Annotated in this window: 27 protein-coding genes; 21 read left to right on the forward strand and 6 right to left on the reverse strand. The window is 66.2% G+C overall.

Annotated elements, in window-relative coordinates:
- Positions 1 to 1,038 (forward strand): DUF1611 domain-containing protein, encoded by a 1,038-nt coding sequence (locus K5Q19_RS19350; protein ID WP_292948561.1) that lies wholly within the window; start codon positions 1 to 3, stop codon positions 1,036 to 1,038.
- On the forward strand, positions 1,029 to 2,015 hold the full coding sequence (locus K5Q19_RS19355; RefSeq protein ID WP_292948563.1) for a dipeptide epimerase: 987 nt from the start codon (positions 1,029 to 1,031) through the stop codon (positions 2,013 to 2,015). The genes K5Q19_RS19350 and K5Q19_RS19355 overlap by 10 nt, the downstream gene beginning before the upstream one ends.
- 120 nt (positions 2,016 to 2,135) lie before the next feature.
- Here K5Q19_RS19355 and K5Q19_RS19360 read toward each other — a convergent pair whose 3' ends face one another.
- Positions 2,136 to 3,518 (reverse strand): MFS transporter, encoded by a 1,383-nt coding sequence (locus K5Q19_RS19360; protein ID WP_292948565.1) that lies wholly within the window; start codon positions 3,516 to 3,518, stop codon positions 2,136 to 2,138.
- A gap of 84 nt (positions 3,519 to 3,602) precedes the next feature.
- Between K5Q19_RS19360 and K5Q19_RS19365 the strand changes: the two genes are divergently transcribed.
- Genes K5Q19_RS19365 through K5Q19_RS19375 form a run of 3 tightly spaced genes read left to right on the forward strand, consistent with a single transcriptional unit; the run spans position 3,603 to position 8,671 of the window.
- A complete protein-coding gene (locus K5Q19_RS19365) occupies positions 3,603 to 5,123 on the forward strand; it encodes an aldehyde dehydrogenase family protein (protein ID WP_292948567.1) in 1,521 nt (506 codons plus the stop codon).
- Positions 5,124 to 5,142: 19 nt separating this feature from the next.
- On the forward strand, positions 5,143 to 6,873 hold the full coding sequence (locus K5Q19_RS19370) for a CocE/NonD family hydrolase (protein WP_292948569.1): 1,731 nt from the start codon (positions 5,143 to 5,145) through the stop codon (positions 6,871 to 6,873).
- Entirely contained in the window at positions 6,866 to 8,671 is a 1,806-nt protein-coding gene (locus K5Q19_RS19375) for an aminopeptidase P family protein (RefSeq protein WP_292948570.1), read from the forward strand. The genes K5Q19_RS19370 and K5Q19_RS19375 overlap by 8 nt, the downstream gene beginning before the upstream one ends.
- Here the strand turns inward: K5Q19_RS19375 and K5Q19_RS19380 are convergent.
- On the reverse strand, positions 8,653 to 9,492 hold the full coding sequence (locus tag K5Q19_RS19380; protein ID WP_292948572.1) for a M55 family metallopeptidase: 840 nt from the start codon (positions 9,490 to 9,492) through the stop codon (positions 8,653 to 8,655). The two genes, K5Q19_RS19375 and K5Q19_RS19380, sit on opposite strands and share 19 nt — an antisense overlap.
- Before the next feature lie 53 nt (positions 9,493 to 9,545).
- Positions 9,546 to 10,454 carry a LysR family transcriptional regulator gene (locus K5Q19_RS19385; RefSeq protein WP_292948574.1) on the reverse strand — a complete coding sequence of 303 codons (909 nt, stop codon included), beginning with the start codon at positions 10,452 to 10,454 and terminating at the stop codon, positions 9,546 to 9,548.
- A 123-nt stretch (positions 10,455 to 10,577) separates the two neighbouring features.
- Between K5Q19_RS19385 and K5Q19_RS19390 the strand changes: the two genes are divergently transcribed.
- From K5Q19_RS19390 to K5Q19_RS19410, 5 genes are all read left to right on the forward strand, one after another.
- Positions 10,578 to 11,174, forward strand: coding sequence for a carboxymuconolactone decarboxylase family protein (locus tag K5Q19_RS19390; RefSeq protein ID WP_292948576.1), 597 nt, complete (start codon positions 10,578 to 10,580; stop codon positions 11,172 to 11,174).
- Between the two features lie 139 nt (positions 11,175 to 11,313).
- The gene (locus K5Q19_RS19395; protein WP_292948578.1) at positions 11,314 to 11,994 is read left to right on the forward strand and encodes a peroxiredoxin-like family protein; all 681 of its coding nucleotides are present in this window, start codon (positions 11,314 to 11,316) and stop codon (positions 11,992 to 11,994) included.
- 5 nt (positions 11,995 to 11,999) lie between these two features.
- The gene (locus K5Q19_RS19400; protein WP_292948580.1) at positions 12,000 to 12,155 is read left to right on the forward strand and encodes a hypothetical protein; all 156 of its coding nucleotides are present in this window, start codon (positions 12,000 to 12,002) and stop codon (positions 12,153 to 12,155) included.
- 14 nt (positions 12,156 to 12,169) lie between these two features.
- On the forward strand, positions 12,170 to 12,889 hold the full coding sequence (locus K5Q19_RS19405; RefSeq protein WP_292948581.1) for an SDR family oxidoreductase: 720 nt from the start codon (positions 12,170 to 12,172) through the stop codon (positions 12,887 to 12,889).
- Between the two features lie 81 nt (positions 12,890 to 12,970).
- Positions 12,971 to 13,657, forward strand: a complete 687-nt coding sequence (locus K5Q19_RS19410) for a glutathione S-transferase family protein (RefSeq protein ID WP_292948583.1) — start codon at positions 12,971 to 12,973, stop codon at positions 13,655 to 13,657.
- A 57-nt stretch (positions 13,658 to 13,714) separates the two neighbouring features.
- On the opposite strand, the gene K5Q19_RS19415 is transcribed toward K5Q19_RS19410, so the two are convergent.
- Positions 13,715 to 14,095: a hypothetical protein gene (locus K5Q19_RS19415; protein WP_292948586.1), complete on the reverse strand. Its 381-nt coding sequence runs from the start codon at positions 14,093 to 14,095 to the stop codon at positions 13,715 to 13,717.
- A 236-nt stretch (positions 14,096 to 14,331) separates the two neighbouring features.
- On the opposite strand from K5Q19_RS19415, the gene K5Q19_RS19420 reads away from it, so the two are divergent.
- The 5 genes from K5Q19_RS19420 (at position 14,332) to K5Q19_RS19440 (ending at position 18,121) form a co-directional block, all read left to right on the forward strand.
- Positions 14,332 to 14,463: a hypothetical protein gene (locus K5Q19_RS19420; protein WP_292948588.1), complete on the forward strand. Its 132-nt coding sequence runs from the start codon at positions 14,332 to 14,334 to the stop codon at positions 14,461 to 14,463.
- A 209-nt stretch (positions 14,464 to 14,672) separates the two neighbouring features.
- Positions 14,673 to 15,491: an SDR family NAD(P)-dependent oxidoreductase gene (locus K5Q19_RS19425; RefSeq protein WP_292948590.1), complete on the forward strand. Its 819-nt coding sequence runs from the start codon at positions 14,673 to 14,675 to the stop codon at positions 15,489 to 15,491.
- A 66-nt stretch (positions 15,492 to 15,557) separates the two neighbouring features.
- A complete protein-coding gene (locus K5Q19_RS19430) occupies positions 15,558 to 15,848 on the forward strand; it encodes a DUF1330 domain-containing protein (protein WP_292948592.1) in 291 nt (96 codons plus the stop codon).
- 40 nt (positions 15,849 to 15,888) lie between these two features.
- Positions 15,889 to 17,181 (forward strand): MFS transporter, encoded by a 1,293-nt coding sequence (locus K5Q19_RS19435; protein WP_292948594.1) that lies wholly within the window; start codon positions 15,889 to 15,891, stop codon positions 17,179 to 17,181.
- A 31-nt stretch (positions 17,182 to 17,212) separates the two neighbouring features.
- Entirely contained in the window at positions 17,213 to 18,121 is a 909-nt protein-coding gene (locus K5Q19_RS19440) for a CmcJ/NvfI family oxidoreductase (RefSeq protein WP_292948595.1), read from the forward strand.
- A 1-nt stretch (position 18,122) separates the two neighbouring features.
- Here K5Q19_RS19440 and K5Q19_RS19445 read toward each other — a convergent pair whose 3' ends face one another.
- Positions 18,123 to 19,199, reverse strand: coding sequence for a LuxR family transcriptional regulator (locus K5Q19_RS19445; protein WP_292948597.1), 1,077 nt, complete (start codon positions 19,197 to 19,199; stop codon positions 18,123 to 18,125).
- 69 nt (positions 19,200 to 19,268) lie between these two features.
- Between K5Q19_RS19445 and cysD the strand changes: the two genes are divergently transcribed.
- From cysD to K5Q19_RS19470, 5 genes are all read left to right on the forward strand, one after another.
- Positions 19,269 to 20,213 (forward strand): sulfate adenylyltransferase subunit CysD, encoded by a 945-nt coding sequence (gene cysD / locus K5Q19_RS19450; RefSeq protein ID WP_292948599.1) that lies wholly within the window; start codon positions 19,269 to 19,271, stop codon positions 20,211 to 20,213.
- A gap of 123 nt (positions 20,214 to 20,336) precedes the next feature.
- Complete coding sequence (cysN, locus tag K5Q19_RS19455) at positions 20,337 to 22,256, forward strand: sulfate adenylyltransferase subunit CysN (protein WP_292948601.1); 1,920 nt, start codon at positions 20,337 to 20,339, stop codon at positions 22,254 to 22,256.
- Between the two features lie 17 nt (positions 22,257 to 22,273).
- The gene (locus K5Q19_RS19460; RefSeq protein ID WP_292948603.1) at positions 22,274 to 23,008 is read left to right on the forward strand and encodes a 3'(2'),5'-bisphosphate nucleotidase CysQ; all 735 of its coding nucleotides are present in this window, start codon (positions 22,274 to 22,276) and stop codon (positions 23,006 to 23,008) included.
- A gap of 31 nt (positions 23,009 to 23,039) precedes the next feature.
- The gene (locus tag K5Q19_RS19465; RefSeq protein WP_292948605.1) at positions 23,040 to 23,525 is read left to right on the forward strand and encodes a flavin reductase family protein; all 486 of its coding nucleotides are present in this window, start codon (positions 23,040 to 23,042) and stop codon (positions 23,523 to 23,525) included.
- Between the two features lie 256 nt (positions 23,526 to 23,781).
- Positions 23,782 to 24,477, forward strand: a complete 696-nt coding sequence (locus K5Q19_RS19470; RefSeq protein ID WP_292948607.1) for a Crp/Fnr family transcriptional regulator — start codon at positions 23,782 to 23,784, stop codon at positions 24,475 to 24,477.
- 148 nt (positions 24,478 to 24,625) lie between these two features.
- Here the strand turns inward: K5Q19_RS19470 and K5Q19_RS19475 are convergent, their stop codons facing one another.
- Positions 24,626 to 25,309 carry an OmpW family outer membrane protein gene (locus K5Q19_RS19475; protein ID WP_292948609.1) on the reverse strand — a complete coding sequence of 228 codons (684 nt, stop codon included), beginning with the start codon at positions 25,307 to 25,309 and terminating at the stop codon, positions 24,626 to 24,628.
- Between the two features lie 268 nt (positions 25,310 to 25,577).
- Between K5Q19_RS19475 and K5Q19_RS19480 the strand changes: the two genes are divergently transcribed.
- Positions 25,578 to 26,611, forward strand: a 1,034-nt coding sequence (locus tag K5Q19_RS19480; protein ID WP_292948611.1) for a cbb3-type cytochrome c oxidase subunit I, incomplete at its 3' end; no start/stop codon positions are given.

Consider the following 26,611-nt stretch of genomic DNA (forward strand, 5'->3'; position numbering starts at 1 on the left):
ATGACCACGGTCATGGCTGGCGTGCCGCAGGTCCGGCTGCCAAGGCCCTACCTGATCTTCGTGGGCGATGCGCAAAGTGCGGTCGCCGCGAAGACCGGGGGCGGGGTCTATCAATGGGCACCCGAGGCCTGCACCGCGCAGTGGCGGCTGGGCGAGAATGCGCACAACATTGGCTTGCCGGACATGAAGCCCGCCGAAGCCGCGGCCGCAGGTGCGAAGTCGCTGTTGATCGGTGTTGCGCCGGTTGGCGGCAAGCTGCCGGCGCATTGGGTGCCCTGCATGATCGAGGCGCTGGAGGCAGGGCTCGACCTCGTCAGCGGGCTGCACACCCGGCTGGACTCGGTGCCAGAGATTGCCGCGAAGGCGGCCGAGCTGGGGCGGACGCTGCACAATGTGCGGCACAGCGGCCTGTCTTTCCCGGTCGCCAGCGGGCGCAAGCGCAGCGGCAGGCGTCTGCTGACGGTCGGCACGGATTGCGCGATTGGAAAGAAGTATGCGGCGCTCGCGATTGCGAGGGGACTCAAGGCGCGCGGTGTGGCGGCGGATTTCCGCGCGACAGGGCAGACCGGGATCATGATCGCGGGCGGCGGCGTTGCGCTTGATGCCGTGGTTTCGGACTTTCTCGCGGGCGCGGCGGAATGTCTTTCGCCCGATGCGGCGGCGAACCATTGGGATGTGATCGAGGGGCAGGGATCGCTGTTCCACCCCGCCTATGCGGCGGTGACGGTGGGCCTCATCAACGGCAGCCAGCCCGATGCGCTGGTGCTGTGCCACGAACCCGGGCGGCCCTGCATCAGCGACTTTCCGGACTTTCCCATCGTTCCGCTGAACGTCGCGATCCCGCGCTATCTCGATATTGCCCGGCTGACCAATCCGGCCGCGACATTCGTGGGCGTGAGCCTCAATACCTCGGCCTTCGCCGAAGACGAAGCCCGGGCCTTGTGCGTCGGAATCGCGGGCGAGACGGGGCTGCCGACCACCGATCCGCTGCGCTTCGGGGTCGAACCCATTCTGGAACGGATGCTCGCATGGGCCTGACGATTGCGATGGAGCCGCGCCATTGGCCGGTGAAGGAAGTGCTGACGATCGCGCGCGGCTCGATGTTCGAGCAGCCGACGATCCATGTCACGCTGACCCGCGAGGATGGCGTGAAAGGGCGCGGCGAGGCTTGCGGCATTCCCTACAAGGGCGAGACGCCCGCGACGATGATGGCCGATATCGAGGCGGTGCGCCCGGTGATCGAGGCTGGGGTGACGCGCGAGGCACTGCTCGATCTGCTGCCCGGTGGCGGGGCGCGCATGGCGCTCGATGCCGCGCTGTGGGATCTGGAGGCCAAGGCGGGCGAGGGCGATCCCTATGCCCGCAATGGCCTGACGCCGGGCGCCATCCGTTCTGCCTACACCATCGGCATGCGCGATCTGGCGGCCTACGAAGCGGCGGCGCGCAAGTATGCGGCCTATCCGCTGCTCAAGGTGAAAGTGGCGGCAGACGATCCGGTCAGTGCCATTGCAGCCGTGCGCCGCGGGGCGCCCGATCCGCGTCTGATCGTCGATGCCAATCAGGCGTGGAGCGTGGAGGAACTGAAGGCCTTTGCACCTGCGCTTGTACCGCTGGGTGTGTCGCTGCTCGAACAGCCGATCCCGGTGGGCGCCGAGGCGGGCCTCGATGGCTGGACTTCGCCGATCCCGCTTTGCGCCGATGAACTGGTCGACGGGATCGCCGATCTCGACAAGGTCGTGGGGCGTTTCCAGCTCGTCAATATCAAGCTCGACAAGGCGGGCGGGCTGACGTCCGCACTGCGGCTGGCCGATGCGGCCGAGGCGCGCGGGCTGGGGCTGATGGTGGGCTGCATGCTGGGCTCCTCGCTCTCGATGGCGCCCGCAATGGTACTCGCGCAGCGCTGCGCCTTCGTCGATCTCGACGGCCCGATGCTGCATTCAGAGGATGTGCCCGAGGGCTACGCTTATGTGAACGGCGTCGTGGCTGCGCCGCACAAGCCCGCGCTCTGGGGCTGACGGGTTTCCTTCCCGCACCGGGGAGGGTTGGGGTGAGGGGCTGCCGGCAAACCGCGCCGCTCGGGAGTTCCTCACCCCTAACTTCGATCATGCGCTGGAAATGATCTGGAAACAATCCCGTTAGGACGTCGGGGCAAGGCCTGCGTTGTGCGCGGCGGCTTCGGCTTTTGCTGCCTCGAACCCCGCACCGCGCACCATTTGCAGCGTGAGGGCGGCCAGGATCAGGATCGGGATCGCCACGACCGTCATTGCGGTGATCAGGCGCGAGCCGTCTGCCGCGAGTGCATCGGACGCCGCGCCCACCAGCGGGCCCGAGACGGCGGCGCAGATCATCGTTACGATGAACTGCACTGCGACCATGCGCCCGATCAGCGAGATGGGAACGAGTGTCTGGTAGACAGTCGGCTGGAACATCGCGCCGAGCGAGAGGAACAGTCCGAACGCGCCGAAGAACACGTAGAGCCCCATGGCGCTGTGGATCAGCGGCAGCGCGAGGCAGCACGCCAGCATGCCGATCGAGGTGAAGGCGAGCACCATGGCCGGGGCGACCGCGCCGAAGCGCGGCAGGGCAAGGCGCGTGACGGCAAGGCTGACCAGAAAGGCCGAAAAAGCCGAGCCGATTTGCGCGGTGCCCATGCCGACGCCGACCGCGCTAGGGGCGGCGTGGAACAGGCGCCCGGCGGCAATCGCGATCCACGGACCGACCGCGCCGAAGGCAAGGCCCGCCAGCGCGGAGCCGACAACCAGCGGGAAGAGCTGGCCGCGATGGCGCCAGAGGTAGCTGCCGAACGCCGGGCCAGCGGGTGCAGTTGCAATGGCCTCAGGGGCGGCCCTCGCGGCGCGCGGTATCGGCAGCACGAGTGCAAGCGCGACCATGGCCGGGCCAGCCGCTGCGGCGAGGAGGAAGCTGACGCGCCAGGGTTCCATCTGCGCCAGGGCTGCGGGCAGATGCGGCTGCAGCTTCGGCGTCATGTCCACCAGCACGCCCGCGAGCGCGATGGCCAGCGCGCCGCCGCCGATGGCAGTCGCGACGAAGATCGAATTGGCGATTTGCCGCTGTGTGCCGCTGAACAGGCGCGGGATCGCGCTGTAGGCGACCGGCGAAAGCCCGGCCTCGCCCGCCGCGACAAGGCCGCTGAAGATGAGAATGGCCTCGAAGCTGGGCGCAAGGCCGGAGAGCGCCACGGCAAGGCTCCACGCGGCGATGCAACCCGCCAGCACGTAGCGGTTGTCGAACCGGCCACTCATCCAGCCGAGCGGATAGCTCGCCAGCGCGCCGCACACGGCGGTGCCGGTGCCCTGAAGCAGGCCGATCTGAACGTCGGAGAGGTGGAAGGCTTGCCGCACCTGCTCGTTTACCAGCAGGAGGACATAGCGATCGGCAAAGGAAACGAGGCTGATCAGCGAGAGCGCTGTCAGCACGAACCAGGCGGCAAAACCGGCGCGGGCGGGCGGCTCGGCGGGGGCGGACACGAAGCTCTCCGTCGTCGCAGTGCTTGCCATCCAATCGCCTCCACTTCCAAGTTGACCTACTTGTAAGTTCAACTTAGCATGTTTGGACAGTAAGGCAATCCGGGCAGATCGACCATGGCAGAGAGGGCGCCGAAAGCGGCGGAAATCCCCGTTGGCGACACGCTGGCGCAGCGCGCGGCGCGGCTGGAGCTTGATGGCCGCGCGTTCATCGGGGGCAAGCGGCGCGCGGCTGAAAGCGATGCGCGCTTCGATGTGATCAATCCCGCGACCGATGCGCATCTGGCATCGCTGCCCGACTCTGGCGCGCGCGAAGTGGACGAGGCGGTGGCATCGGCCCGGGCAGCTTTTGCCGATGGACGCTGGCGCAGCCTTGCGCCTTCGGCGCGGGCGAAGATCCTGCAGCGCTTTGCCGCGCGGATCGTCGAGGATGCGGAAACGCTGGGGCTGCTCGATACGCTGCAGATGGGCAAGCCCGCCGCGCAGGCCATCGCCGGGGTGCGCGAAGCGGCGGAGGGGCTGGAAGTCGCCGCCGCGCAGATTGAAACGCTGGGCGACCAGATCGTGCCGAGCGCGCCGGGGGCGCTGTTCATGCAGGCGCGGCGGCCGCGCGGCGTGGTGGCGGCGATCACTGCCTGGAACTATCCGGTGCAGATCGCGCTCGCCAAAGTCGGCGCGGCGCTGGCGATGGGCAATTCGGTGGTGCTCAAGCCGTCCGAGATCGCACCGCTCGCCTGCCTGCGGCTGGCCGACCTCGCGGCGGAAGCGGGCGTGCCCGACGGCGTGTTCAACGCGCTCCCCGGCACCGGCCGGCACACCGGGCGGCTGCTCGCCCTGCACAAGGATGTCGATTGCCTCACGTTCGTCGGCTCGACCGCGACGGGGCAGGTGCTGATGCAGTATGCCGGGCAATCGAACATGAAGGCACTGCTGCTGGAATGCGGGGGCAAATCGCCGCAGATCGTGTTTGACGACATGGGCGATCCCGAAGGGCTGGCGGCTGCGCTGGTCGGCGGTTTCGTCGCCAACTCGGGTCAGATCTGCGTCAGCGGATCGCGCATTCTGCTGGCGGACAGCGTCTATGACCGAGTGTTGCCCTATCTGGCGGCAGAGGTTGAGCGCCTTGCCATCGGCGATCCGATGGCGGAGGATACTGCGCTGGCGCCGCTGGCCACCACGGCACAGGCGGACAAAGTGCGCGGCTTCATCGAGAGCGGCTGCGATGCCGGACGCTGCGTGGCGACAGGGCAGGACGCGACCGGGCTTGATACGGCGGTGGCGCCGCACCTGTTCGTGGTGAAGGACCCCGATTGCCGCATGGCGCAGGAGGAAATCTTCGGGCCCGTGGGCGCTGTGCTGCGCTTCTCCGGCCCGGAGGATGCGATCCGCATCGCCAATGCCACGCGCTACGGCCTCTCCGCCACGGTGTGGACGCGCGATATCGCATTGGCGCACCGCGTGACACGCGAACTCGATGCCGGGTTCGTCTTTGCCCACGCGACGACGCGGCCCTCCGATCCCGGTGTGCGCAGCCTCAGCGGCGAGCCGTGCCGCATGTCGGGCTTCGGCATCGACGGCGGCGCCCTCGGCATGCTTTCCTACACCCGGCTGCAAGCAGTGGGATATCTGCTCGGTTGACACGCGAAAGGCAGTTGCGATGATGGATATGAACCACGCGGGGCTTCCGGCGCCTCACTTGCGATTTGATGTGCCGATGCGCGATGGGGTGACGCTCGATACCTGCGTGTGGCTCCCCGCAAGCGGCGGCCCTGCGCCCGCGATCCTGATCCGCACGCCCTATAGCCGCGCGGTCAATGGCGTGAACGAAGCGCCGATGGTGCGGTATCTCGAAAGCGGTCTTGCCGTGGTGATGCAGCAGATCCGCGGGATCGGGGCCAGCGGCGGGCACTTCAGCTTCATGGCCCCGCATGAGCGCGACGACGGCTACGATGCGGTCGAATGGATCGCCGCGCAGGACTGGTGCACCGGCGCGGTCGGGCTCGATGGCCACAGCTATGCGGGGATGACGCAGCTGACCACCGCCATTGCCCAGCCGCCGCACTTGCGATGCATGGCGCCTGCTGTCGTCAGCACCGATTTCTTCCTCGAGCCTCCCTACGTGGGCGGCGTGTTTTCCCGCATGCACACGCTGGTGTGGTGCGAGGCGCTGGACTTCCCCTCGATGCTGGAACCCAAGGCAGGGGCCTTTGCCATGCACGGGTTCATGACCGATCCCGGGTTGCTGGCCTCCTGGCTCTCGCGCCCGGTGCGCGCGGCGGGGGCAGGGCTGAAGGGCGACCTCAAGCAGCATTACATGGATTCGCTCGATCACCCGACATTCGACGACTGGTGGGCTGCGCGCAGCTTCAGCGTCGAGGACTATGCGAAGATCACGGTGCCGACGCTGGTGGTCTCGGGCAATTTCGATCCGAGCGTGGGCACGATGAACCTGTGGCGCGCGCTGGAGGCGGGGCCGACCTCGCCTGACCGGCGCTGGCTGCTGATCGGGCCATGGGATCACAACGGCGCCTACAACGGCGGCGGGCGCCAGCATGGCCCGTTCGATCTGGGGCCGGAGAGCGAGCTTGATCTCGTGGCTTTGCGGATCGCCTTCTTCAAGCACTTCCTTCTCGATGATGCGGCGCAAGGCGCGGTGCCCGAGGCACGGGTGAAGCACTTCATCACCGGCGCGAACCGCTGGGTTGAGGGCGATCGGTTTCCGCTACCCGGCGCCAGCGAGCGGGTGCTGCACCTTTCCAGCACCGGCCATGCCAATTCGCTGCGCGGCGATGGGCGGCTGCTCGATGCGGCGCCGGGCGGGGCGGCGGTGGTAGACAGCTTTGTCGATGATCCGGACTGGCCGATCATCTTCCCGCTGCCCGGCCTCAAGGGCCCGCACCACCGCATCGATTTGCGCGAACTGGCGCGGCACCACGATGTGCTGGTCTATCAGACCGGCCCGCTCGCCGCGCCACTGACGATCATGGGCGAGGCGCGGCTGGAGCTCGACGTGAGCGCGGACGTGCCTGATGCCGATGTTATTGCCTATCTTGTCGAGGTAGCGGCGGACGGGAACTGGAACTTCCTCGCCTTCGGGCAGCTGCGCCTGCGCTACCGCGAGGGGTTTGACCGCGAGGTGATGCTCACCCCCGGCGTGGTGGTGCCGATCAGCTTCACCCTCAGCCACACAGCGCACGAAATCCCCGCTGGGGGCAATCTGGGCCTGCTGATCGTGGGCGGCAACTTCCCGCTGCTTGATCCCAATCCGCATGGCGCCGGGCCGATTGCCGACCAGACCGAGAACCACATCGCGCACCAGACGCTGCACCATGGCGGCGAGCACCGCGCGGCGCTATGCCTTCCGGTGCTGGCGAATGCCGATGACTGAGAAGCGGCTTGACGCCGCGCGGGCCGCGCTGGCCGCAGCGGGCGGTGATGCGCTGGTTGTCTATAACGCCGATCCGCATATGTCAGAGTATCTGCCGGCGCGATGGGGGGCACGGGAATGGCTGTCGGGCTTTCCCGGCAGCGCAGGGACCGTGGCGATCACGGCAGACCGGGCCGCGCTGTTCGTCGACAGCCGCTATCTCGCTCTGGCCGAGGCCGCGATGGCGGGAACGCCCTTTGAAGTGCACCTTGTCGGTCCTGCCGATCCCGCACCGCATCTGGGGTGGCTGGTGCGTCACGTGCCGGCTGGAGGAACAGTGCTGACCGACGGCATGGTGCTGGCCGTTGGCGAACAGCGTGCGCTGAAGGCGAAGCTTGCCGAAGCGGGGATGGCCTTGCGCACCGATATCGATCTGTTCAGCGGAACCTGGGTGGATCGGCCCGCCGTACCGTCAGAGCCAGCCTGGCTGCACGAGCCGGCCGAGGCGCTCGTCTCTGCCCGCGAAAAGTTCGCCCGCCTGCGCGAGGCCATGGCCAGCGCCGGCGCAACTCATCACTTTGTAAGCGCGCTCGATGACATTGCTTGGCTCACCAATTTGCGCGGCCGCGATATCGCGCACAATCCGATGTTTGCCGCGCACCTGCTGGTGGGGCCTGACGATTCGATCCTGTTTGCCCTTCCGCGCGGCTTCGATGGTTCGGCTCAGGCCGTGCTGGCCGGGGCCCGCGTGCAACTGGCCGCCTATGATGCGGCCTTGCCGGCTCTGGCAGCCTTGCCGGCAGACGCCGTGCTGCTGCTTGATCCCCGGCGGGTAACACATGGCTTCCGCACAGCCGTGCCCGCAGCATGCCGGGTGATCGAGGCCATAAATCCGGCCGCACTGTTCAAGCGGATCAAGACGGCGGGTGAAATTGACGGTTTCCGCGAAACCATGATCGAAGACGGACTCGCGCTCTGCCGCTTCCAGGCTGCGTTCGAGGCCAGCCGCGCGCGAGGAGAACCCTGGACCGAATGGCAGGTGCACGAGGCACTCACCGCTGAGCGGGCGCGTTCGCCGCTCTTTCGCGGCCTCAGCTTCCACACCAGTGCCGGGTTTAATGCCAATGCCGCGCTTCCCCACTACAGCGTTGCACGCGATACCGCTTTGCCGATCGTGGGCGATGGATTGCTGCTGATCGATTCCGGGGGACAGTACGAACGCGGAACAACCGATGTCTGCCGCGTCTGGGCTATCGGCACGCCCGGTGCGGCGATGCGGCGCGATGGCAGCGCTGCGATGCGCGGGCTGATCGCGATGAGCCGTGCGCGGTTTCCTGCCGGCATTCCCGGGCCGATGATCGACGCCATCGCGCGGGCGCCGCTATGGGCCGCCGGACTGAACTACTTTCACGGCACCGGCCATGGTGTGGGCTGGCACTTAGGTGTCCATGAATTGCCGACATTGCTGAGTGGACGCTCCGTGGAGCTGGGCATGGAATACCTGCCCGGTGTGGTAAGCGCGATCGAGCCCGGCGTGTACCGCGAAGGTCAATGGGGCGTGCGCCATGAAAACATCGCAGTCGTCGTGGCCGATGGTGACTTGGGCTTCGGGCCGTTCGCCCGGTTCGAGACTCTGACGCTATGTCCGTTCGACCGGCGCTGCCTGGATCTCACGCTACTCGACGAACGCGAGATTGCGTGGCTGGATGACTATCACGCCAAGGTCCGCGCCGCTCTCGCACCCCGGTTGGACGGTGAGGCACGGGCATGGCTGCTGCGCCACACCGAACCCCTCAAGGCTCATTCGCCCTTGGGGTAGCTGCCGAGGAAGCCGGTCATCACCAGCAGCTCGCGCATGGTCGCGAACTCGGCGGCGGCGGTGTTCTGGCCGGTTTGCGCCCAGCCGGGGAGAAGCCCCGTCAGCTCCGCCGTGACCGGGTGGACGAATTCGATCTCGAGCCGGTAGGGCGCGGGCAGTGTGAACAATGTGCGCGGGGCGCGGGTGATCGCGCGCAGCGCTGCTTCGCCCACCATCGCGGCGCCTTCGGCCGGGGTGACGGTGGCGACCGAGCGCCAGGCGATGAACTGCTTCACCGCGCAGGTTTCGGCATCGGGGAGGTAGCCCGCAGCCTCGCCGCAAATCGCATCGTCGCCGGTGACGAGGATGACCGGCACGCCGATTTCCCCGGCAAAGGCGGCAAGCAGGAGCGCTTCGGAGCAGCTTTGGCCGTTCACGCGCACATCGTTGAACATGCCGCCGTGGAAGGTGTGCGCCAGCGTGCCCGCGCCGCTGCGCGCGCCGCTGTGGAAGCCGATGAACATCACGGCATCGACCCCCGGCCAGTCCGCGCCTTCCATCTGCCCCAGCGGGCGCGGCCACGAGCGGATCAGGCGGGTGCCGGCGGGGAGGCGATCGGGCAGGAGGTTCTGTGCATTGCCATGGCCATCGGCGATGATCACTTCGCCATAGCCATTTTCGAGCGCGGCGCGCGCGGCGGCGGCGACTTCGGCGGTCATCCACGTCCGCGCGGTTTCATACTCGAACTGGCCGGGGAGCAGCTGGCTGACACTGGCGACACCGGCGATGCCTTCCATGTCGGCGGAAATGAACAGGCGGCGCGGAGCGGTTGTGCTGGTCATGCCCACACCCTCTCGCAACTTACAAGTTGAGTCAATTGTAAGTGAGGTGCGGCTCAGGCGGTGGGTTCCAGTTCGCCGTCGCCGCCAACGATCCCTTCCAGCCAGTCGACGAAGGCGCGTGCCCGCCGGCTGGATTTGCGGCCAGAGGGGAACATGGCCCAGACATCGATCGTGGGGAGGCTCCATTCGGTGAGGACGGGACGCACCGTGCCGGCGGCCAGCTCCGGCGTGAACATCAGCCGCGAACCCATGCCGATGCCGAGCCCGGTCAGAATGCAGGAGCGCATGCCCTCGGCAGCGCTGACGCGCAAGGTAGGCTGGATCGCAACGGAGACTGCGGCCGTGCCGCGCGTGAACGACCAGGCTGTCGGCCCCTCGAACTGACTGTAGGCGATCACGCGGTGGGCGAGCAGGTCTTCGGGGGTCTTGGGCGCCCCCATGCGATCAAGATAGGCGCTTGAGGCGACCAGCAGACGCTGCGAGCTGCCGAGGCGGCGGGCGATGAGGCTGCTGTCGGCCGGTCTGCCAAGCCGGATGGCAATATCGACGCCTTGCTCGATCAGATCGACCCACCGGTCATCGAGGATGAGGTCGATGGTGAGATCGGGGTGCGTATCGAGAAATTCGGAAAGGCGCGGCAGCATGTGGAGCGCGGCATAGGTCGGCGGCGCGGCGATGCGCAGGCGGCCGGCGAGCGAGGTTGCCGCTTCGCGAGCAGCGGACTCCGCCTCGTCAGCCTCGTCGAGGACAACGCGCGCGCGCTCGTAGTAGCGCTGGCCCGCCTCGGTAAGGTGCTGGGCGCGGGTGGTGCGGGTGAGGAGGCGGACGCCGAGGTATTCCTCAAGGTTGGCAATGGCCTTTGAGACTGCCGGCTGGCCCATGTTGAGCCTGCGCGCAGCGGCCGAAAAACTGCCGGTTTCGACCACCGTGGCAAACTGTTTCATCGCAACCAGTCGGTCCATGCATTCATTCCTCCTTGGAACAGATGCTATCAGAACCGGGCTCCTTCTGCCAAGCGCAGGAATTGGTCATTGTCTCTTCAACGCCAGACGCGGCGCTTCAACCAAGACCTGCGGAGACAACCGATGACCACCTACACCGTCCACACGATCGAGACCGCTCCCGAAGCTTCGAAGCCGCTGCTGGCCAGCGTCAAGCAGGGCTGGGGCTTCATCCCCAAGCTGCAGGGCACCATGGCGGAAAGCCCGCTTGCGCTCGAAGCTTACGACACCGTGTTCAACCTTGTTGCTAAGAAGGCCACGCTGACCCCGGCCGAGCAGCAGGTCGTCTATCAGGCGATCAACGTGTTTCATGGCTGCGAATACTGCACCGCCGGCCACACCTTCCTCTCGCGCCAGGCTGGCGTGCCCGAGGACGTGATCCACGCCATCCGCGACCAGCAGCCGATCCAGGACAGCCGCCTCGAAGCGCTGCGCAGCTTTGCCGAGATCGTTGCCGAAATGCGCGGCTTTGCCGGTGACGGCGCGGTGGCGGCCTTCATCGCGGCGGGCTTCACCAAGGCCCAGGTGCTGGAAGTGGTGACGATCATCGCCGCGAAGGTGATGTCGAATTACACCAACCACCTGACGCACACGCCGCTGGAAAGCTTCATGGAAGACCCCGCTCTGCGCTGGCACGATCCGCTCGGCCGCACCAAGCGCCCGGCTTCCGTCACCGCCTGATCGCAGCTTCACCCTCTCCCTGCGGGCGCCTCAACCCCATCCCCCTCCCTGGCGCCCTCACACTCGGACGACAAGGCCGGCTTCCAGTCCCCTTTGGGCCCAAGCCTTGTCGTCCTTCTTTTTTCAAAGGACTACGGCCATGACCAAGACGCTCAAGTCCGCGCTCGACCAGTTCCGGCTCGAGTTCACCGGCAAGATCCCGCCCGAGATTGCGGCCGCCATGGCGCGCGCGGACAATGAGCTGGCGGCATCCGGAATTGCCGCCAGAGCGCTCGCCGCCGGCGCTGAAGCTCCCGATTTCACGCTGAAGGGCGCGCATGGCGAGACCGTGACGCTTTCCAAGCTGCTCCGCCATGGGCCGGTTGTGGTGAGTTTCTACCGCGGCGGCTGGTGCCCTTACTGCAACCTCGAGCTGCGCGCGCTCCAGGCGGTGCTGCCCGAGATCACCGGGCGCGGCGCGACATTGGTGGCCATTTCGCCGGAACTGCCCGACGAAAGCCTTTCGACGGCCGATAAGAACGAGCTCGCTTTCCCGGTACTCAGCGACACCGGCAGCCGCGTCGCGCGTGAGTGGGGCATTGCCTTCGACCTCGCCGAGGAATTGCGCCCGATCTATACCCGCTTCGGCCACGCCCTGCCGGATCGCAATGGCGGCACGTCCTGGGTTCTACCGGTGCCCGCAACATTCGTGATCTCGGACTGCGGGATCGTGCGGATGGCCTTTGTCGATACGGACTATCGCAACCGGCTGGAGCCGCACGCGGTGCTCTGCGCGCTGGACGGCATCGCCGTGGCGCGCGCCCGGATGGCAGCGGAGTAAGGCCGATGCGCGAGCTTCTTCACCGCACCCGCCAGTTCATGGCTGATGAGCTTGGCCTTGCCGCCGTCGCCTATGCCGGCAGTTCCAGCATGACGAGCGCGATGCTCGCCGTTGCCGTCGATATCGTGATGCAGGGCCGCCGCGCACTGAGCGCGAACTGACAGGAGACCGGGCCATGACCGAGAGTTCACCGCCACGCGTCCTGATTACCGGCGCCTCGCGCGGGATCGGACTTGCCACGGCCCAGGTGCTGGCCGCACGCGGCTGGGATGTGATCGGTGTCGCGCGGCGCGCGCCGGAGGACTTTCCCGGGGTGTTCATCGAAGCCGATCTGCTGGATGGCGACGCGCTGGCTGCGCTCGCCGAGCGAATCGCGGCGGGGCCCGCGCTGACGGGCCTTGTCAGCAATTTCGGCATGGCGCGCCACGAAGCCGTGATCGATGCCGATTGGAACGACTTTGACGCGCTGATGGCGGCGAACGTGCGCCCGGCATTGGCGCTTGCGCAAGCAGCGCTGCCGGGCATGCGGGCCGCGCGGCATGGACGCATCGTCCACGTGACGAGTATGGTGACGCGCGGCAATCCCTGGCGCACCGGCTATGCGGCGGCCAAGGCGGCGCTCGAAAGCCTTGTCCGCACGATCGCGATCGAGGAAGCCGCGCATGGCGTCACCGCCAATGCCGTCGCGCCCGGGCCGACCGCGACCGAGCTTTTCCGTACCAACAATCCCGCCGGCGGCGAGGGCGAGGCACGTTATCTTGCGCAGATCCCCGTTGGCCGGCTCGGCCAGCCAGAAGAGATCGCCGAGGCCATCGCGTTCTTCCTCTCGCCCGGCGCAGGCTTTGTGACGGGGCAGACGCTGTTTGTCGACGGCGGCGCCGGACTTGGGCGCTAGCCAGCGTCGATCCTCTGATGTAACCTGTTGATGGCGCGGTACGAATTGCCGTTTCATCGGCCTTACAAGCGAGGATCCATCATGTTCCAGCAATTGCGCCTGGTCAGCCATCACCTGTGCCCATACGTCCAACGCGCGGTGATCACCGCGGGCAAGCTCGGTATTCCCTACGAGCGCATCAATATCGATCTTTCCGCCAAGCCGGACTGGTTTCTGGCCATCTCGCCGACCGGCAAGGTGCCGCTGCTGCAAGTGACGCGCGCGGGGGGCAGTGAGCACGTGCTGTTCGAAAGCGCGCCGATTGCCGAGTTCCTCAACGACATCGGCGGGGGCGAGATGCTGGCCGCCGATCCGGTGGACCGGGCGGCGCAGCGTGCATGGATCGAGTTCGCATCGGGTACGCTGGCGGAGATTGCCGGGCTTTATGCGGCGCCGACGTATGAAGCGTTCGATGCCAAGACTTCGGCCATTTCCGCAAGGCTCCGGCAAGTCGAAGCGGTGGTTGGCGATGTCTGGTTCTGGGGCGACCGGTTCACATTGGTCGATGCCGCATTCGGGCCGCTGTTCCGTTATCTCGATCTGTTCGAGCGGCGGCTCGATCTGCGCCTGATGGACGACTTGCCGAAAGTCGCGGCATGGCGCGCGCGGCTCGCGGCCGATCCGGTGGTGGCGAGCGCTGTCGCGGCGGATTATCCGCAGCGGCTGGAAACCTTCATGCTGGCGCGCGGGACCGAACTGTCGCGCCGGCTTGAGGCAGTTGCCGCATAAAGCAGTCAACACGTCTAAGCATGCCGGTCGCAGCGCAGGTTGCGGCCGGCTTTTGGCTCAGAAGGCGTGGAGGATCGCCGTGCGGACGGTTCGCATTTCGACGCGGCCCTGCGCCAGCGCTTCATTGCGCATGACCGTATAGTGCGCGATGGCGGTGAGCCAGGGCATTAACGGACGCCCGGGGGCAAAGGTATGCCGACGGGTATGGATGGCCAGCAGCGCTTCCCGAACGGCTTCCTCGACCATCGCAGGCACCAGGTAGCTGGTGTAATGTCTGTCGAGCCAGCGGGCAGCCTCCTGCAGCAACAGGCGATAGGCCGCGTGGTCTCCCGCGAGGCTTGCGGCCATGGCTGATTCCCATGGGAACGGCTCTTCCTGCGACTCAATTTCATTAGCCGAATGGCGCAGAGGCACGGCGAGTTTCCAGCCGATTTCCATGTTTCTCTCCAGACACTTAGCCATCGCAAGGGAACTTCCCCTGCGTGTCTGTTGTTGCCCGCTCCGCCACTGGCTATAGTATCTATGCCTGTGAGGAATTTCCATCTATTTCTTGAAGTATTACAGATAATTACATTCCATTTTGGGGTGAATGGGCCAGTAACCCTCGCCAGCCGGACGGCGAACCTGAGGTATCGGCCGCAACGGTGCGGTCGCCACTGCTCAGGAGAACGATCATGCACAATCTTACCCAGACCGCCGACAAGTCGGGCCTCGCCGCGCTCATCGGCACCGGCATTGGCCTCGTTGCGATGGCGACCGTCGCCATTGGCGGCGCGATCGCCGGTGTCGCGATGATGATGTACTGAAGATCGCGATCAGTCCTGCGCGCCGCCGGCTCAGCGGGCCGATGCGGATCATCGACATGATCATGCGCAGGACCGATCGGCGAGGGCAACCGCGTCCTCGGCTTCCGGGCCGTGCGAGCGGCGGTGACCTGAGCCAAACCTATCACTTTCGCCTGATGAGAGCCGACAAGCGAGCGGGCATGCTGCGCGTCCTGACAAAGGAGACGGGCATGGGCGAGCTTTCTGGCAAGGTGGCGATCGTGACGGGTGCCGCACGAGGGCAGGGCCGCGCGATGGCGCTGGCGCTGGCCGGTGCTGGCGCAGACGTTGCGATCTGCGATGTGGGCGAACCGGCCATGGCGAGCGTGGGCTATCCCCTTGGCGGCGCGCTCGATGCCGTGGCGGACGAGATTGCGGCGAAGGGCGTGCGCGGCTTCCATGCGGCCTGCGATATCCGCCGGCAGGACGAAATCGACGCTTTCATCGGCCGCGTGCTGGACCAGTTCGGGCGGATCGACATTCTCGTCAACAACGCGGGCATCCTCACCGGCAACAAGCCGATGCACCTGCTGGATGACGAGACCTTCGAGACGACCATCGCGGTCAATCTCACCGGCAGCTGGCGGATGAGCCGCGCGGTGGTTCCGGCGATGATCGCGGGCGGCGAGGGCGGGCGGATCATCAACATCGCCTCGGTCGCTGGCACGATCGGCACGCCCGGCTTTGGCCACTACAGCGCGACAAAGCACGGCATGATCGGGATGACCAAGACCATGGCGGCCGAACTCGGGGCCTACGGCATCACCGTCAACGCCGTGTGCCCCGGATTCCTGCCGACCAAGATGGTTGAACACACGGCCAGCGAAATCGCCGCGCATGCCGGGCTGACGCAGGAGGAAGTCTATGCGCAGTACCTCAGCGTCGCACATGTGAAGGAGCCGATCACGCCCGAGCAGACTGCGGCCTCGGTGCTCTATCTGGCGAGCGAGGCGGCGCGGGTGGTGACGGGATCGAGCCTGGTGATCGATGCGGGGTGGTCCGCCACCTGAAGCCCTTGCGCGAAGCAGACCTGTGACCCAAGACTGACAAAGACCCAAAACGAGAGGAATGCCCGAATGACGGCCTATGTTGTTTTCATCAAGGATGGCGTGAACGATCAGGCGGAACTGGATCAGTACAACGCCAAAGCGGGCGCTTCGATCGCCGGACATCCGCTGAAGCCGCTGGCATTCTATGGTCCCAATGAAACGTGGGAAGGCCCGGCTGCCGAGGGCCTCGTCATCATCGAGTTCCCCGATATCGACGCGGCGAAGGCCTGGTACAACAGCCCGGCCTATCAGGATGCCAAGGTGCACCGCCTGAAGGGCGCGAGCTACCGCGTGATGGTGACCGAAGGGGTCGGCTGAAACCAGTTGCAAGGCGGGGGCGTTGCGGCATGATGGCGTGATGGCCCCCGCCCATCAGACCATATCACACCGCTCGATGCTGATTGCGGGCTTCTCGACGGTCGTCGAGTGGTACGATTTCACGCTCTACATCTACGTTGCGACGATTCTGTCGCGCGTGATCTTTGGCGGGGGAGAAGGCTCGCTGGCAGTCGTGCTGGCGGGCTTTGCCGTTTCCTACCTGATGCGGCCGCTGGGCGCGCTCGCGATGGGCCACTATGGCGACCGGCACGGGCGGCGGCGCGCCATGCTGCTTTCGATGGCGGTAATGACTGCGGCGATGCTGGGCTGTGCGCTGCTGCCCACGCATGCGCAGATCGGCCCGGCGGCAGGGTTCCTGCTGCTGGCGCTGCGCTGCGTGATGGCCTTCGCGGTGGGCGGCGAATATACCGGCGTGGTCGCCTATCTGATCGAAGGCGCGGGTCCGCACCGGCGCGGCCTCATCACCAGTTGCGCTTCGGCGGCGAGCGAGATCGGTGCGCTGCTGGCGGTGGGTGTTGCCGCCGTGACAAGCTGGGCGATGCCGGTGGAAACGCTCGACGCCTGGGGTTGGCGCATTCCGTTCTTTGTCGGCGCGGCTCTGGCGGGCGGTGTTCTGCTGGCGCGCGCGAACATGGACGAATCGCCCGAGTTCGAGCGCCAGCGCGCGGCGGGCACCGTGCCGGAAAACCCGCTGCGCCACGCCATCACGCACCAGCGCGCCGGGATCATCCGCGGCTTTGCGATCTCGGCGCTGGGCTCGATCAGCTACTACGTGGGGATCACCTATGTGCCCGCCTTCCTTGCCTCGGTCGGCGCGGTGGGCGAAGGCGCGGGCCTCGCGCTTTCGACTGTGGCGGCCTTCGTGGTGATTGCGGTCACACCGCTGGTCGGCGCGCTTTCGGACCATGTCGGGCGGCGGCCGGTCTTGATCGGCATCGCGCTCGCCTGCGCGGCGGGGCCGATCACGCTGTTTTCGCTGATGGCGCATGGCGGGGTCTGGCCGGCGCTGGTGGGCGCGGTGCTGCTTGCGGCGCTGGGCGGCGCGTGGAGCGCGGTGGGCGCGGTGGCGACGGCGGAGCAGTTTTCCGGCGAGGCGCGGCTTTCCGGCCTGGCGCTGGGCGTGACGAGTGCAACCGCGCTGTTCGGCGGGGTCACGCCGCTGGTCGCGCAGATGCTGCTCGAAGGCACGGGCTGGCCCGCCGTGCCCGGCGCGATGATCGCGGTGGTGGCTCTGGTCATCCTGCCGGTGCTCTGGCGCATTCCCGAAACCGCGCCGCGCGCAGGGTGGACAGCGGAGCCGCAGCCGATATAGTTCGTGGGACTAACTATAATCGGAGAGGGCGATGGCAACCGCTGCGCTGAACGACATCGAAGACACCGCGAGGGCCGCCCCGGCGCTGATCCGCTATCTCGATGAAGGCGAGTTCGTCACCCGGCGCTATGTCAGCCAGGGCGCGGAAATGAACACCGGCGATTACCGCGATTATCCCGTGGTGGTGCGCGACGGGATGCCGCTGCGCGACCATTTCAGCCTTGATGTGCATGGCTTCAGAATCGCCAAGCATGAGACGGCGATTGCCGATTTCCACGACAAGGCGGCGGTTGACGCCAGCTATCAACGCGAAGTCGAAGCGCTCGTCGCGCGGTTGACGGGGGCGGACAAGGTTTCGACGCAAGGTTGGATGATCCGCACGTCGGGCGATCTTTCAAGCCGCGCGCAGGAAAAGGTGGAGGGCTACGTCCATTCGGGCGGGATCCAGCCCCCGGCGGGCGAGGCGCATGTCGATTACAACGAACTGACCGGCAAGCGCGCGGCGGCGCGGGTCTATGCCCAGGCCTTTCCCGATGGACCCGGCTACAAGCGCTACATCTGCTTTTCGCTCTGGCGCACCTTCTCGCCCGGTCCGCAAGACTGGCCGCTGGCGGTGTGCGACGGGCGAACGGTGTCCGACGCGGAAACGGCCTCCAACACGCTGTTCGTGGTCGATGAGTTTCCGACTGGTGATGCGCTGACCGCGCCGGTCGAGGGCGAGGACCAGATGATCGCGGCGACGATCTTCCGCTGTTCGCCGAAGCATCGCTGGTGGTACTTCTCCAATATGGCAAAGGATGACGTGCTGCTGTTCAAGTTTCAGGACAGCGACCATTCCGTCACCTGGCGCTGCCCGCACACGGCTTTCCACGATACCAGCTTCCCCGATGCCAAAGTGCGCGAAAGCATCGAAGTGCGCGGTGTGGCCTTTTTCGAATAGGTCAGGCGAGCGGGGCAAGGCTGCCGAGCACCAGCGCGACAAGCTGGGCCTGCCCGCTGGTGCCGGTCTTGGCGTAGAGCCGCTTTGAATAGTTGCGCGCGGTTTCGGGCGTGAGGCCGAGGCGGGCGCCGGCTGCGAGGATCGTCTCCCCTTGCGCGAGGCCGATGGCAAGCGCGGCCTCGCGCGGGGAGAGGCCGTGGCTCGCAGCAAGGACTTTGGCCGCATCGGCGGGCAGGGCCGGCGGCGCAGTGCGGACGAGGCCGATGGCTGCGGCACCCGCGCCGGAGGGCGTGGGGCGCAGCAGCAGATGGCGCGCGCCGAGTGGGACGAGGCGTCGCGCCTCGGGCGGCGCACCGGCAAGGGCTGCGCAGGCGGTTTCCAGCGCGCGGGCGGTTTCGGGCAGGAGTTGCAGGCGGCGCAGCGGTCCCGGTTCCGCGGCAAACGCCAGCTGGCGCTCGGCTTCCGGGTCTGCGGCGAGCACTTGCCCGCTGGCCGTCATCGCGATCTCGCCGATGCCCAGCGCGGCAAGCGTGGTCTCGGCCATGGCCGCGCGCATTTCGGCTCGGCCCAGGGCGGCGCGGACGCTGAGCGCAGCGGCGATATGCGGGGCGAGCGCGGCGAGGAGCGCGCTGTCCGCCGCGCCGAGGTCTTCGCGTTCGCGGGTCAGGAGCAGCCAGGCCTCGCCGCCGCCCGGATTGCCGACACGAACGGCGCGGGCGTGGTTGATACGCATCGCGCCAAGCGCGGCGCGCTGCGCGGCAAGGGTCGCCTGCGCATCGAAATCGAGCATTTCGCCGAGCGTATAGACGCGCCCCGTCCGCATCACGGTGCCCGGGAACAGGCCGAGCGCGGCGAGGCGGGCCAGATCGAGCGGCGGGTCGCTTGCGGCGCGCGCGGCATCGGCGCGGACGGTGAGCGTGGGAGCAGGCGATCCTGGCGGTGCGAGCGCCAACGCGGCGCGGCGCGCGCCGGTGCGCTGGAGCAGATTGCCGAGGAAGCGCTGCCACGGCGGGTCTTCCAGCAGACCCTCCATCAGGGGGAGGTAAAGCTCGCGTTGATCGGTCGAAAGGAATGCCATGGCGCTGTGCTCCCATATGGGAGATTTAGGGCGCCGGGCAAGAGGCCATGTGGCACTGAGACCTTTCCAATGGCCGGAACCACGATGTCTGATCCCGTTTCCAAGTCCACGCTGACCCACATCCAGCGCCTCGAGGCCGAGGCGATCCACATCATGCGCGAGGTGGTGGCCGAGGCGACCAACCCGGTCATGCTCTATTCGGTGGGCAAGGACAGCGCGGTGATGCTGCACCTTGCGCGCAAGGCCTTCTACCCGAGCCCGCCGCCGTTTCCGCTGCTCCACGTGGACACCACGTGGAAATTCAAGGCGATGTACGAACTGCGCGAGCGGATGGCGAAGGAGAGCGGCATGGAGCTGCTCGTCCATCAGAACCCCGAAGCGGCCGAGCGCGGGATCAATCCGTTCGACCACGGCCCGCTCCATACGGACATGTGGAAGACCGAGGGGCTGAAGCAGGCGCTCGACAAGTGGGGCTTCGACGCAGCCTTCGGCGGCGCGCGGCGTGATGAGGAGAAGAGCCGCGCCAAGGAGCGCATCTTCAGCTTCCGCACCGCTTCGCACGGCTGGGACCCCAAGAACCAGCGGCCCGAGCTGTGGAACATCTACAACGCGCGCAAGAACAAGGGCGAGAGCATCCGCGTGTTCCCGATCTCGAACTGGACCGAGCTCGACATCTGGCAATACATCCGCCTCAACGATGTGCCGATCGTGCCGCTCTACTTTGCGGCAAAGCGGCCGACCTTCGAGTGGGAAGGGGGGCTGTTCATGGCCGACGACTTGCCACGGCTCGAGAAGGTGCTCGGCTATCGTCCTGAAATAACAGAGCGTTCGATCCGCTTCCGCACCTTGGGCTGCTTCCCGCTGACCGGGGCAGTGGAGAGCAATGCGACCACGCTCAACGAAGTGATCCAGGAAACGCTGCTGACCACCACCAGCGAACGGCAGGGCCGCGTGATCGACAAGGATGCCGGCGGCGCGGGCATGGAAGTCAAGAAGCAGCAGGGGTACTTTTGACCAGCCACTTAATGCGCAGCGTTCCGAAGGGCGGGCCCCGGACTTGATCCGGGGCTAGGCTGCCTCCGGAGCAAAAGAAAAGCTTAGCCCCGGGTCAAGCCCGGGGCGACGAGGATCAAGAGAATGACCGACCCCGTCTATATCACCGAGGCCCTGATTGCCGAGGACATCGAGGCCTACCTCAACCTGCACCAGCACAAATCGATGCTGCGCTTCATCACATGCGGCAGCGTTGACGATGGAAAATCGACGCTGATCGGGCGGTTGCTCTATGATTCGAAGATGATCTTCGAGGATCAGCTCGCAGCGCTCGAGAACGACAGCAAAAAGGTCGGCACGCAGGGGCAGGAGATCGATTTCGCGCTGCTGGTCGATGGCCTTGCGGCAGAGCGCGAGCAGGGCATCACCATCGACGTCGCCTACCGCTTCTTCAGCACCGAAAAGCGCAAGTTCATCGTGGCGGACTGCCCGGGGCACGAGCAATACACGCGCAACATGGTGACCGGCGCGAGCACCGCGGATCTCGCGGTGATCCTGATCGACGCGCGCAAGGGCGTGCTGACGCAGACGCGGCGGCACAGCTACCTTGCGCACCTGATCGGCATTCGTCACATCGTGCTCGCGGTGAACAAGATGGACCTGATCGGCTATGATCAGGCGAAGTACGATGCGATCGTGGCCGACTATGCCGCGTTTGCCGCCAGCATCGGGATCGAGCAGTTCACCGCGATGCCGATCTCGGGTTTCAAGGGCGACAACATCACGGCGCCGAGCGAGAACACGCCGTGGTATTCCGGCCCGACGCTGATGGGCCATCTGGAATCGGTCGAAGTGAACACCGCGGCCGAAGCGGCGGGCGAGTTTCGCATGCCGGTCCAGTGGGTGAATCGTCCGAACCTTGATTTTCGCGGCTTTTCGGGCCTGATTTCCAACGGCACCGTCCGGAAGGGGGATGCCGTGCGCGTGCTGCCTTCGGGCAAGACGAGCGTGGTGACGCGCATTGTCACGCTTGATGGCGATTTGGAGGAAGCCGTCGCGGGCCAGTCGGTCACGCTTTGCCTTGCCGACGAGATCGACTGTTCGCGCGGCGATGTCCTCGCAGCCGCCGACGCGCCGCCGCAAGTGGCCGACCAGTTCGAGGCCAGCCTCGTGTGGATGGCCGACGAGCCGCTGGTGCCGGGCCGCGCCTATTGGCTGAAGCTTGCCAGCCAGACCGTTTCGGTGACGGTCTCGCAGCCCAAATGCACCATCAATGTCAATACGATGGAGCGCCTTGCCGCCAAGACGCTTGAACTCAACGCCATCGGCCTCGCCGAGATCACGACCGACCGCGCCATCGTGTTCGAGCCCTATGCGGACAGCCGCACGCTCGGCGGGTTCATCCTGATCGACAAGATCAGCAACGCCACCGTCGCGGCGGGCATGCTCAATTTCAGCCTGCGGCGGGCGCAGAACGTGCATTGGCAGGCGCTTGATGTGACGCGCGAGGCTCATGCGCGGCTCAAGGGCCAGAGCCCGGCGGTGCTGTGGTTCACCGGCCTCTCGGGTTCGGGCAAGTCAACCATCGCCAACCTCGTGGAGAAGAAGCTCCATGCGCTCGGCAAGCACACGTTCCTGCTGGATGGCGACAACGTGCGCCACGGGCTCAACAAAGATCTTGGCTTTACCGAGGCCGACCGCATCGAGAACATCCGCCGCGTGGGCGAGGTGGCCAAGCTGATGACCGATGCCGGCCTGATCGTGTTGACCGCCTTCATCAGCCCGTTCCGCGCCGAGCGCGAGATTGTGCGCGCGATGCTGCCCGAAGGCGAATTCTTCGAAGTGTTCATCGATACGCCCCTGGAGGAAGCCGAGCGGCGCGACGTGAAGGGGCTCTACAAGAAGGCCCGGAGCGGCGCGCTCAAGAACTTCACCGGGATCGACAGCCCCTACGAAGCGCCGGAAAAGCCCGAAATCCGCGTGGACACGATGCGCGAAACCCCCGAAGAGGCGGCGGAGCGCATCGTGGCGCTGATCATCGGCGACTGGATGCCGGTGATCTGACGGGCTTAGGGGCGTTGATGGACGATATCGAACTGGCGCGGCATCTGGCGGCGGGCGCGGCGCGGATCCTGATGGACCTGCGCGCTGCGGGCACACATGAAGGCAAGGCGCTGGGTGCTGAGGGCGATCTTCGCGCCAATGCCTGGCTCATGGCCGAAGTGGCCGCGCATCGGCCTGACGACGGCGTCCTTTCCGAAGAGACGCAGGATACGCCCGATCGCCTCGCCAAATCCCGCGTCTGGATCATCGATCCGCTTGATGGCACGCGCGAATATGGCGAGGGGCGCAGCGACTGGGCGGTCCATGTCGGCCTTGCGGTCGATGGCACGGCCACGCTGGGCGCGGTGGCGCTGCCGGGGCTGGACCTTGTGCTCGATAGCGGTATGCCGCAGCCCCTGCCGCCGATCGCCACACCGCCGCGTCTGCTGGTCAGCCGCACCCGGCCCGCGCACGAAGCGGTTGAAGTGGCGAAAGTGCTGGGCGGCGAACTGGTGCCGATGGGCTCGGCGGGGGCCAAGGCCATGGCCGTCGTGCGCGGGGAGGCGGAAATCTACCTCCATTCGGGCGGGCAATACGAGTGGGACAACTGCGCGCCGGTGGCTGTGGCAGCCGCTGCGGGCCTCCATGTCTCGCGCATCGATGGCTCGCCGCTCGTCTATAACAACCGCGATACCTACCTGCCGGACCTCCTCATCTGCCGCCGCGAGTGGGCGGAGCAGATACTTGCTGCAGTGCGGAAAATCGGCGCTTGACCGGCCTGCGCTTTGGCGACACGGATTGGCGATGATCGACTCCCGCCTCTTCCGTGATGTGCTCGGCGCCTACCCGACGGGGGTCTGTGTGATCACCGCGCTCGGCGAAGATGGCGAGCGGCATGGCCTTGTTGTCGGCTCGTTTACGTCGATCTCGCTCGATCCTCCGCTCGTCGGCTTCTTCCCGGACAAGCGTTCGGGCACCTGGCCCCGGATCGAGGCAACGGGGCGGTTCTGCGTCAATGTGCTGGGGGCCGACCAGCTGTCGCTCTGCCGCCGCTTTGCCGCACGCAGCCAGGACAAGTTTGCGGAGCTGGCGCACGGACAGAGCCCCGCAGGGCTGCCGGTGCTCGACAACGCCATCGCGTGGATCGACTGCACGATCGAGCGGGTGACCGAAGTGGGCGACCACTGGCTCGTCGTCGGCGCGGTCGAGGCGCTCGGCAAGGAGGGCGAGGGCAACCCGCTGCTGTTCTTCCGCGGACAGTATCATGATCTGGCGCTGCTGGCCGACTGACCTGCGCTTTTTTCTACCATATGGTAGATTTTTCACTCCGCAGCCCGCCAGATTGATCTCGGTCAAGGATTCACCGCGTCGCACTTGGCAGAAAGATGGGGCGCGGAAGGACTGGCTGTCATTCCCCCTTCCGCCGATTTCTCCCCGACTTCGGGCGGCGAGCACCCCTCGCCGCCCACTTTTCGTTATGTTTTTTAGTGGGCTAGGTCGGATGCACGATTGCCGCAGACCTTTCCGGCTGGTAGAACCGGAATGGATGAGCGCCTGTGATACATGCATAGTCCGCAATAGGGCCATTTGCGCCGGTCTCGAACACCCCGAGATAACGGCGCTCAGCGCCATGGGGCGCCGCCGCACCGTTTCCGCCGGTGAACCGCTGATCTGGGAAGACGACGACTCGCTGCTCGTCGCCAACGTGATCGAGGGCGTGCTCAAGCTGACGACCAGCACCGCCGATGGCCGCGAACAGATCGTGGGCGTTGCTTACCCTTCCGATTTCATCGGCCGCCCGTTCGGCCAGACCAGCGCCGCCAGCGTCGTCGCGCTGACCGATGCTCGCGTCTGCGTGTTTGCCCGCAACGATTTCGACCGCTTCGCGCGGGAGCACCCTGAGCTTGAGCACAAGCTGCTCGAACGCACGCTAGCGGAGCTTGATCGCACCCGCGCCTGGATGATGCTGCTGGGCCGCAAGAGCGCGCCCGAGAAGATCGCGACTTTCCTGCTCGATATGTCCGAGCGCCTCGCCGACAACGGCTGCATGGCGCACACCGGGCCGGCGCGGCAGTTTACCCTGCCGTTCTCGCGCCAGCAGGTGGCCGATCTGCTGGGTCTGACCATCGAGACTGTCAGCCGCCAGTTCACCAAGCTCAAGGCCGATGGCGTTGTCGCGCTGCCCGGGCGGCGCGATGTCGAAATCCTTGATCGCAGCGCGTTGCAGGCACTGGCGGGCTAAGCGTTCAGCCGCATTCGTTGCGCACCTCAACCAGACAAAGCGACGGGTGGCAAGCAAGGCTTGCCACCCGCCACCCCTCCGCTGGGGGAGGTATGCACGGCCGCGCGGGGAGGGTCGGAGGCCATCCGCGCTGGCGGTGCAATGGGTTTCAGAAGCGGTAGGAAACGCCGGCGCTCAGGATCCAGGCGTTGATCTTGTGGCGCGTGGTCAGTGCTTCGACGCCGCCTGCTGTGTAGAACCGGGCGGTGGTGTTGACCCAGTACTTCTTGGCATCGAGGCTGAGTCCGAAGCCCTTCTTGCCGAGTGCGATGTCCACGCCGCCCTGCACCGCGGCACCGACTTCGTTGGAGAGGTGCACGCGCGCGGCGCCGAGCGAGGCAGCAGCCGCGCCGGGGCGCTCACCCAGCCACAGGTAGAGCGCGGGGCCCGCACCGATATAGGGCTTGATGCCGCCCGCGAGCGGCAGGTGGTATTTGAGCGTCAGTGTCGCCGGGATCAGGATCGCGTGGTCAACGATGGCCGCGCCCGCCAGCGCGCCTGCGCCCGTCACGTGGTGCGCACTGGTGCAGCAGATCGTCTCGGCCGAGATGTTCTTGTTGAAGAAGTACTCGACAGCCAGCGTGGGCACGCCATTGTCGCTCGCCTTGGTCTGCGAACCTGCAGGCAGGCCGATGAGGTCCTTCTCGACACGGCTGATCTTGCCATCAGGCAGAACCGCCGAGCCAAGCACCTTGATCTGCCATTTGCCTTCGGTGGAGCCGGCATGGGCAGGCGCGGCGAAAGCGGTGGAAGCGAAGGCTGCGGCGATGGCGGCAGCGGAAAGTTTCTTCATGAGCTGGGGCTCCTTCACGCTGCGGATGTCCTGCCCCTCGCAGGACTGCAATTTGGCCGCAGCACGCTGTCGCAATGCTGCCAGAACGCAGTCGCAACATTGACCGAGCGCAAATCAAACCAAGAAAAAATAACCGTTTCGGCAAACCTAGGCTGAGGCTTCGCGAAACACATGCCGCAAATTGACACCGGTCAATGTTGCGCAGGCGAAGCGCGGGCAGGGACAGTCCAGCAATCTGCCCAAGCAACCATAAGGAAGGGTGCTTCCCATGGACTCCGTTCTCCCGCGCACTGGCCTATGGCTCGGCGCGTTGTTCTTCGCGGTGATAGCCACCGCGCTGGCGGCCGACACCGGCTTTGCCGTCCACATGATGATTTGCGGCCTTGCCGCGCTCATTGGTCTTGTCGTCACGGTGCGGGGCTGGGATCCGGTCGCCGCGATTCGCCCTGTCGAGACAGGACGTTATGATGACGACCTGATCCGACTTGGCGTGATCGCCACGGTGTTCTGGGGCATGGCGGGGTTCCTGGCGGGGCTCTACATCGCGCTTGAGATGGCTTTCCCCGAGTTCAATCTGGGGCTGAAATGGATCAATTTCGGGCGGCTGCGGCCCTTGCACACTTCCGCCGTGATTTTTGCATTCGGCGGCAATGCGCTTATCGCGACCTCGTTCTACGTCGTCCAGCGCACCTGCCGCACGCGCCTTGCGCTGCCGGGTCTCGCGACATTCGTGTTCTGGGGATACCAGCTCTTCATCGTGCTTGCGGCCACCGGCTATCTCATGGGGATCAGCCAGGGCAAGGAGTACGCCGAACCGGAATGGTACGTTGACTTGTGGCTCACCGTGGTTTGGGTCGCCTATCTTGCGGTCTTCGTCGCCACGCTGCTGAAGCGCACCGAGCCGCACATCTACGTCGCCAACTGGTTCTACCTCTCGTTCATCCTGACGGTGGCGATGCTCCACCTCGTCAACAATGCGAACATTCCGGTGAGCTTCTTCGGATCGCGCAGCTATCCCGTGTTCGGCGGGGTGCAGGGCGCGCTGGTGCAGTGGTGGTATGGCCACAACGCAGTGGGCTTCTTCCTTACCGCCGGCTTCCTCGCGATGATGTACTACTTCGTGCCCAAGCAGGCCGAACGCCCGGTCTATTCCTACCGGCTTTCGATCATCCACTTCTGGGCGCTGATCTTCCTCTACATCTGGGCCGGGCCCCATCACCTCCACTACACCGCGCTGCCCGACTGGGCGCAGACGCTGGGCATGGTCTTCTCGGTCATGCTGTGGATGCCGAGCTGGGGCGG

Origin of the sequence: Novosphingobium sp., from assembly GCF_019748365.1 — a bacterium.
GTDB lineage: Bacteria > Pseudomonadota > Alphaproteobacteria > Sphingomonadales > Sphingomonadaceae > Novosphingobium.

What these genes read in the sequence shown, in the direction of transcription:
- K5Q19_RS19350 (WP_292948561.1), top strand. Translation starts at nt 1, where the DNA reads ATGACCACGGTCATGGCTGGCGTGCCGCAGGTCCGGCTGCCAAGGCCC.
- K5Q19_RS19355 (WP_292948563.1), top strand. Translation starts at nt 1,029, where the DNA reads ATGGGCCTGACGATTGCGATGGAGCCGCGCCATTGGCCGGTGAAGGAA.
- K5Q19_RS19360 (WP_292948565.1), bottom strand. Translation starts at nt 3,518, where the DNA reads ATGGCAAGCACTGCGACGACGGAGAGCTTCGTGTCCGCCCCCGCCGAG.
- K5Q19_RS19365 (WP_292948567.1), top strand. Translation starts at nt 3,603, where the DNA reads ATGGCAGAGAGGGCGCCGAAAGCGGCGGAAATCCCCGTTGGCGACACG.
- K5Q19_RS19370 (WP_292948569.1), top strand. Translation starts at nt 5,143, where the DNA reads ATGATGGATATGAACCACGCGGGGCTTCCGGCGCCTCACTTGCGATTT.
- K5Q19_RS19375 (WP_292948570.1), top strand. Translation starts at nt 6,866, where the DNA reads ATGACTGAGAAGCGGCTTGACGCCGCGCGGGCCGCGCTGGCCGCAGCG.
- K5Q19_RS19380 (WP_292948572.1), bottom strand. Translation starts at nt 9,492, where the DNA reads ATGACCAGCACAACCGCTCCGCGCCGCCTGTTCATTTCCGCCGACATG.
- K5Q19_RS19385 (WP_292948574.1), bottom strand. Translation starts at nt 10,454, where the DNA reads ATGGACCGACTGGTTGCGATGAAACAGTTTGCCACGGTGGTCGAAACC.
- K5Q19_RS19390 (WP_292948576.1), top strand. Translation starts at nt 10,578, where the DNA reads ATGACCACCTACACCGTCCACACGATCGAGACCGCTCCCGAAGCTTCG.
- K5Q19_RS19395 (WP_292948578.1), top strand. Translation starts at nt 11,314, where the DNA reads ATGACCAAGACGCTCAAGTCCGCGCTCGACCAGTTCCGGCTCGAGTTC.
- K5Q19_RS19400 (WP_292948580.1), top strand. Translation starts at nt 12,000, where the DNA reads ATGCGCGAGCTTCTTCACCGCACCCGCCAGTTCATGGCTGATGAGCTT.
- K5Q19_RS19405 (WP_292948581.1), top strand. Translation starts at nt 12,170, where the DNA reads ATGACCGAGAGTTCACCGCCACGCGTCCTGATTACCGGCGCCTCGCGC.
- K5Q19_RS19410 (WP_292948583.1), top strand. Translation starts at nt 12,971, where the DNA reads ATGTTCCAGCAATTGCGCCTGGTCAGCCATCACCTGTGCCCATACGTC.
- K5Q19_RS19415 (WP_292948586.1), bottom strand. Translation starts at nt 14,095, where the DNA reads ATGGAAATCGGCTGGAAACTCGCCGTGCCTCTGCGCCATTCGGCTAAT.
- K5Q19_RS19420 (WP_292948588.1), top strand. Translation starts at nt 14,332, where the DNA reads ATGCACAATCTTACCCAGACCGCCGACAAGTCGGGCCTCGCCGCGCTC.
- K5Q19_RS19425 (WP_292948590.1), top strand. Translation starts at nt 14,673, where the DNA reads ATGGGCGAGCTTTCTGGCAAGGTGGCGATCGTGACGGGTGCCGCACGA.
- K5Q19_RS19430 (WP_292948592.1), top strand. Translation starts at nt 15,558, where the DNA reads ATGACGGCCTATGTTGTTTTCATCAAGGATGGCGTGAACGATCAGGCG.
- K5Q19_RS19435 (WP_292948594.1), top strand. Translation starts at nt 15,889, where the DNA reads ATGGCCCCCGCCCATCAGACCATATCACACCGCTCGATGCTGATTGCG.
- K5Q19_RS19440 (WP_292948595.1), top strand. Translation starts at nt 17,213, where the DNA reads ATGGCAACCGCTGCGCTGAACGACATCGAAGACACCGCGAGGGCCGCC.
- K5Q19_RS19445 (WP_292948597.1), bottom strand. Translation starts at nt 19,199, where the DNA reads ATGGCATTCCTTTCGACCGATCAACGCGAGCTTTACCTCCCCCTGATG.
- cysD (WP_292948599.1), top strand. Translation starts at nt 19,269, where the DNA reads ATGGCCGGAACCACGATGTCTGATCCCGTTTCCAAGTCCACGCTGACC.
- cysN (WP_292948601.1), top strand. Translation starts at nt 20,337, where the DNA reads ATGACCGACCCCGTCTATATCACCGAGGCCCTGATTGCCGAGGACATC.
- K5Q19_RS19460 (WP_292948603.1), top strand. Translation starts at nt 22,274, where the DNA reads ATGGACGATATCGAACTGGCGCGGCATCTGGCGGCGGGCGCGGCGCGG.
- K5Q19_RS19465 (WP_292948605.1), top strand. Translation starts at nt 23,040, where the DNA reads ATGATCGACTCCCGCCTCTTCCGTGATGTGCTCGGCGCCTACCCGACG.
- K5Q19_RS19470 (WP_292948607.1), top strand. Translation starts at nt 23,782, where the DNA reads ATGAGCGCCTGTGATACATGCATAGTCCGCAATAGGGCCATTTGCGCC.
- K5Q19_RS19475 (WP_292948609.1), bottom strand. Translation starts at nt 25,309, where the DNA reads ATGAAGAAACTTTCCGCTGCCGCCATCGCCGCAGCCTTCGCTTCCACC.